This window comes from Halochromatium sp. (assembly GCF_054919635.1).
Genome location: NZ_JBUDPI010000258.1, coordinates 1 through 5,723 on the forward strand (window position 1 = coordinate 1; position 5,723 = coordinate 5,723).

The 5,723-nt window shown below is 62.4% G+C and carries 5 protein-coding genes; 3 read left to right on the top strand and 2 right to left on the bottom strand.

Features of this window, described 5'->3' with window-relative positions; translation table 11 throughout:
* The first annotated feature begins 3 nt into the window (after window positions 1–3).
* Window positions 4–642: a 3'-5' exonuclease gene (locus ACY693_RS14175; RefSeq protein ID WP_462322475.1), complete on the top strand. Its 639-nt coding sequence runs from the start codon at window positions 4–6 to the stop codon at window positions 640–642.
* A 176-nt stretch (window positions 643–818) separates the two neighbouring features.
* Here the strand turns inward: ACY693_RS14175 and ACY693_RS14180 are convergent, their stop codons facing one another.
* Window positions 819–2,657 (bottom strand): hypothetical protein, encoded by a 1,839-nt coding sequence (locus tag ACY693_RS14180; RefSeq protein WP_462322471.1) that lies wholly within the window; start codon window positions 2,655–2,657, stop codon window positions 819–821.
* Between the two features lie 981 nt (window positions 2,658–3,638).
* Here ACY693_RS14180 and ACY693_RS14185 point away from each other — a divergent pair.
* Window positions 3,639–4,445 carry an HAD-IIA family hydrolase gene (locus tag ACY693_RS14185; protein ID WP_462322472.1) on the top strand — a complete coding sequence of 269 codons (807 nt, stop codon included), beginning with the start codon at window positions 3,639–3,641 and terminating at the stop codon, window positions 4,443–4,445.
* A 7-nt stretch (window positions 4,446–4,452) separates the two neighbouring features.
* Here ACY693_RS14185 and ACY693_RS14190 read toward each other — a convergent pair whose 3' ends face one another.
* Entirely contained in the window at window positions 4,453–4,866 is a 414-nt protein-coding gene (locus ACY693_RS14190; protein WP_462322473.1) for a peptidase associated/transthyretin-like domain-containing protein, read from the bottom strand.
* A gap of 223 nt (window positions 4,867–5,089) precedes the next feature.
* On the opposite strand from ACY693_RS14190, the gene ACY693_RS14195 reads away from it, so the two are divergent.
* Window positions 5,090–5,723 (top strand): RtcB family protein (locus ACY693_RS14195; RefSeq protein WP_462322474.1); only part of this gene is annotated, 634 nt, incomplete at its 3' end.

Sequence of the window (5,723 nt, forward strand, 5' to 3'; positions counted from 1 at the left end):
TGCTTGCAGCAGGTCGAGGCAGGTCCCTTGCGCGAGTACCTCGGGCGACCGCTCCCGTCGCCGAAGCTCGACTATCGCTGCGTCGACTACGTCGCCATCGACCTCGAGACCACCGGCCTCGACCCGAAGCAGGACCAGATGCTGAGCGTCGGCTGGGTGGTGGTGCGCGGCCAGCGCATCGAGCTCGCCAGCGCCCGCCATCGGCTGCTGCGTTGCGACGGCGATATCCCGGCGGAGACCGCTGTGATCCACCAGATCACCGATGACGAAGCCGCCGCCGGCCTGAGGCTAGGCCGGGTGCTACGCGAGCTGCTCGGCGTGCTCGCCGGGCGGGTGCTGATCGCCCATCATGCCAAGATCGAGCTCGGCTTCCTCGACGCCGCCTGTCGCGATCTCTACGGCGCCGGACTGCTGGTGCGCTGCATCGATACCGAGGTCTTGGCGCGACGCACCTTCGAGCGCCGCAACATCCCTTTTCGCCCCTCCGAGCTGCGCCTGCATTCCCTCTGCGAGCGCTACAACCTGCCCCGCTACCGCGCCCACAACGCCTTCTACGACGCCTTAGCAGCGGCCGAGCTGTTCCTCGCCCAGGTCGCCTATCGCGACAATGGCAACGGTTTTCGGCTGGGCGATCTACTGTAACCGGGCCTCATGCGCGAGTTGCCGTTCGAGGCCCTTGAGTACCGCTTCTGCGTGGCTCCATAACCCGACCATCGGGGGCTCCATTAGGGCGGTCCGTGCCGCCCCTCCTGAACGCCCGATCCTTGTCTCCGGAATCAATCTGAACGGGCACTCTCCAGTTGCCTGTCACCGGTCTCTCATGTCGACGCCTGATGCAAAGTAATCTGCGTAAACGGAATGGTCCAGCCGTGGCGATTGCAGGCATCGACGAGGATGCGTTGGATGGCGCCGCGGATGAGCTCGGTGCTTGAGGCAGCGGAGCCGTCGAGTCGCACCTCGATCCGATAATCCAGCGATGAGGTGCCAGCGGCCGCGAAGATCACAGTCACCGCCTGCAATTGCCCTTCATCGAGCATTGCTGGTAGCGCTTCAGTAAGCGCTGCTTGCATCAAGTCTGGGACCTCGCTGGTAGCAATGGCCCGATGGGCGTAATCGATACCGAAATGCTCGACGATGCGGAATCGCTCCGCGAGCCGCCGCGGGTGCTGCTGCAGAAAGTCGCTGGTTGGATAGACGATCTCAGCGCCGCCGAGGTCGGTCAGGCGCACCGTGCTCGGACTCTGGTGGCTGACCTGACCCAAGAGCCCATCATCAAGCTCGACCCAGTCGCCAAGCCGGGTCGGGAACCAGACCTCATCGTCGCCCGGCGGGCGCGAGTGATAGCCGACCAGGTCACGCACCGGTAGCTGCTGAATGCCACCATCGAGCTCCGGATTGACCAGCTGCGCCCGAAAGGCGAGGGACTCGACCCGATAGGGCAGGTTGTTGAACAGGATGCGCTCGCCCTCACGCACGGTGCCGACGTTCAGGATCAGCTTCACCGACTCGATCTGGCTCGGCAGGGTGTTGATGCTGGCCCAGCCGATGCCGATCAGGAAGATGATGATGATGCCGAGCATGAACCAATCGCCAGCGGCATTGAACACCGCCATCATCGCAAGCAGGCCGCCGAGGACGCTAAAAACATGCAGCAGCAGCAACGCCAGGCGACTGCTGAACTGCTTCTCGGCGTGCGGCTTGCGCAGGCGCATGAGCTGGGTCGCCAGCCAGCGCACGCCGAAGAACACCAGGCCGAAGGCGGCGATCGCCAACAGCAGGTTCAGGCCGCGGGTTTGAACGAAGTTGCGCGCGTAGGAGGTGGTCTCGTCGAGTAAAGACTGTCGCTCCTCGAGCTTGCTCTGCAATTGCAGATCGAGCGCGGTATAGCGATTGGTGGCCTCATCGGCAAGGCGTTGCCAATGTTCCAAGCGTGCCTCGAGACGCTCGCGCAGCGTGCCTGAGGGCTCTTGCGCAAGCAGCCATTCCAGCCGATCCACTGCCTGGCTCGCCTGTGTCTTGCGCTCACCGATGGTATCGAGCTCGGCGCGCAGCTCGCCGATGGCACGGGACTCGGCCGTCGCGCTCTTCAGCTCTGCCAGGATCGGCTTGAGCAGGTTGCTCAGCTCTCGCTGCCAATCGAAGCTCTGCTCCTCTTCCTGGACGAAGGGGCTCAGATCGATCTCCAGCGCAAAGCGGTCGAACTGACGACGTTGCTCGGTCAATTCGGCGCGGAGCTCGCGAAGACGTGCAGCCAGGTCTTCACGGGTCACCTGATCGCGAGCCTCCACCAACTGCTGCTGAACCTCGGCCACCTGCCGCTCTTTGCTCGCCAGCGCCTGATGCAAGGCATTCAAGGATTGGAGCGCCGAGGGATCGAGCGGATCGCCCTCTTCGGCCTCAAGCTCAGCAGTGAAGCCGGCCTGAGGGCCGCCGCTGTCGGCCACCTCAGCGACCTCGTTGCCGACCGACTGCTTAGCAGACTCCTTAGCGACGGCCTGCTCCTGAGCAACGGTCTGCCCTTGAACGGCAGCCTGCTTCTGCGCAAGGCTGTCGGCATCCCGAGCCGATGGCTGAGCCAACAGCGGTCCTACGGCGCTGAGCCCGGCCACCAGCAGCAAGCTGGCAAGCCGGATCGAGGAAACAGAATGACAAGACATCACAAAACCTCGGACTTCGTTTCCGAATTAGGGCGCGCAGTCGTGCACAAACGAGTGGAGATCAGCATGAAGCCCGAAGAAACCGGCGGCCATCCCATGGAAAAGGCTGTCTGAGGCGGCGATGGACGGGGAGTGCGCCCAGCGCGGGAGCCGTCGAGCCGAGGCAGGGCCCCTTCCCACCGAGGCATCTCAACCGGCGCCCCCGCAACCGGCCGCCCCGCAACCGGCCGCCAAGAGCGGCGCCGGGGATAATCCGCCGACGCCGTCATGGCGTTGAAGCAGGCTATTGATATTTATCGCAGCCGCTCTTGTCTTTAATAGCATCCAAGAACACCGCGTCGTACCAGGCGACCTGTTTGCCACAAATATGGTAGAGATTCACCGAATTTGCGTGCCCCTTAAAGAAGAGGGCGACCCCGACTACCACGATAGCGAACAGAAACAACAAGAACAGTGATCTCATTAAAGTCCCTCCTCAGGGGGTGATGGCCAAGCGGCCAGTGTTATCTCGATCTCACTGCAAATACGCAACTCCAGCGTCTCTTCGAATCCACAACAGCCCGCAAGCTGAGATTAGCGACGGCTGAAGGCAGGGTCAACGTGAAGTCGCGACGCTTGAGTCGCTGGTGCCCGGCCTACTGCCCTGAACGGTTGCAATCACGACTCGATTCCGCTCTCCTGTTTTGGCGCTCCAGATCGAGCCGCCTTCAGGCTGTGGGGTTATGCGTCGCAAATCCGATCGGGAACAATGCACGCGCGAATCGTCCTGATCTTCCGTCGTGCCATCTGGCAGGCCCATCTGGTAAGCTGAAACCGAACAGCGGGTCGTCCTGGCGGGGCCCAGCACAATGACTGAACGCTTGGCGAGGAATGCACGCGCTGCGATGCCAAGCTCCACGTGTCGCAGCTCGGGCAATCACAAAGGCCTCCGCTTTCTTCACACTGGCCTTCCACGGGTCCGATCCCACAGCCCCTTCAGCAGTGAAGCCTAGCATCCGCGCAGTACTCCTCGATATGGACGGTGTGCTGTACCACGGCGACACCCGACTGCCAGGCGCTCGGGCATTATTGCAGCGCATCGAAGCGATGCCGCATCTCTTCTTGACCAACAACCCAAGACGGACTCCGGAGGCGGTGGCCAACCGGCTTGCGGCAATGGGATTACCCCGGCCTCAGCCCACGCAGATCCTGACCTCGGCGCTGGCGACAGCCGAACGTCTGGCCAGGCTCAAGCCCGGGTTCTCTTGGTTCGCGATCGGTGAGGGTGGACTCGAGGCGGCACTGGCTGCAGCCGGCGGACGAGCAGATGTGCAGCGAGCCGATTTTGTTGTCGTCGGTGAAGGCCCCGGGATCGACTTCGATAGCCTGACGACGGCGATCAATCTGATCTTGAAACAGGGCGCACAACTGGTGGTCACCAACCCGGACGCCAGTGTTGATGATCAACATCAGGGCCAGCACCGGGTGCTGCCCGGCGGCGGCGCACTGGTCGCTCCGATCGCCATTGCCTGCGAGGTCGAGCCGCTGATCATCGGCAAGCCACAGCCGACGCTGTTCGAGATGGCCTGCGCTCGGCTCGGCGTTGAGCCGGCCGACTGCCTGATGATCGGAGATCGACCTGATACCGATATTGCTGGTGCGATGGCCGTAGGGATGCGCGCTGCGCTGGTGCGCAGCGGTCGCTTCGGGCCGGATGCAAGCTGGCCCGCTGACCTGCCGCGGCCGCACTGGGATGCACCTGATTTACAGCAACTGTTGACTGCCATCGAGCCTTGGCTGCTTGGCTAGATCCAGATCAGGCCGGTGGCCACTGCATATTGACTGTTTTCAGGCCGCTGGCGGGAACCGTCACCCGCTCAGTCTTGGTCTCACCGTTGACGGTGGCCTCGATCTCGTAAGTGCCCGCGGGCAGGTCTACCAATAACCAGGGGCCATCGGCGTCGGTGGCGACCAACGTCTTGCCGGTCGAATCGACAATCACGACATCGACCTCGGCCAGGAATTCGCCGTTGGTGTAGGCAAACACCAGTTTGAGCGAGTATTGGTCCTGCATGGCATTGATCTCGGCGCGACCACTCTCGCCAACGCCGCCGGCGATGTAAGCCACGCCGTCCGCGCCCTGTTGAGCAGCAAAGACGAGACTGGATAACCAGAGGACACCAGCGGCGGTGCCCGTTACACGAATGAGATGTCGAAGGGTTGTTTTCATCGATCAGGCTCCTGAGTGGTTGTAAGGCGCTGGATCAGTTTAATGGTTCACATCCATGGTTCTCCTCAGTGGTTCTCCTCAGTGGTTCTCCTCAGTGGGTCACTTCAATGAGCATCGCTGTTCACCATGGACTCCAACATGGAAGAGTATGGAACAAGAAGGCGACAAGCGAACATCCGACTGCACAGTTAGCGCCCATCCGCTAGGCGTATAGGACATCGTCATGACCATCAAACAAGTCATCACCGAGGGCGAGAAGCCGGTCAAGATCTGGACCGACGAGCTCGACCCGCGCTCGCGCGAGCAGCTGGTGAACATCTCCAAGCTGCCGTTCATCCATCACCATGTCGCCGCAATGCCGGATGTGCATGCCGGCATCGGTGCCACCATCGGCAGCGTCATCGCGACGAACAAGGCCATCATCCCGGCGGCTGTGGGCGTGGATATCGGCTGCGGCATGGCCGCGGCGCGCACCTCGCTCAGCGCCGAGCAGCTCGATGAGAAGGTGCTCAAGAAGATCTTCGACCAGATCAGCCGTGATGTCCCGGTCGGACGCAATCAGCACAAGGATGAGCGAGCCCTTGCCGAGGCGGCGCAGCCCTTCGCCGCACCGCTCGCGATCCTGACCGAGAAACACCCCAAACTGCTCAAGGCCTTCGGGCGCTTCTCGAACTGGGTCAATCAGCTTGGCACCCTAGGTGGCGGTAACCATTTCATCGAGGTCTGCCTGGATGAAGCGGGCCAGGTATGTGTCATGCTGCACTCGGGCAGCCGGGGCATCGGCAATGCGATGGGCACCTACTTCATCGAGCTGGCCCGGCGCGATATGGAGCGCTGGATGATCCAGCTCCCCGACC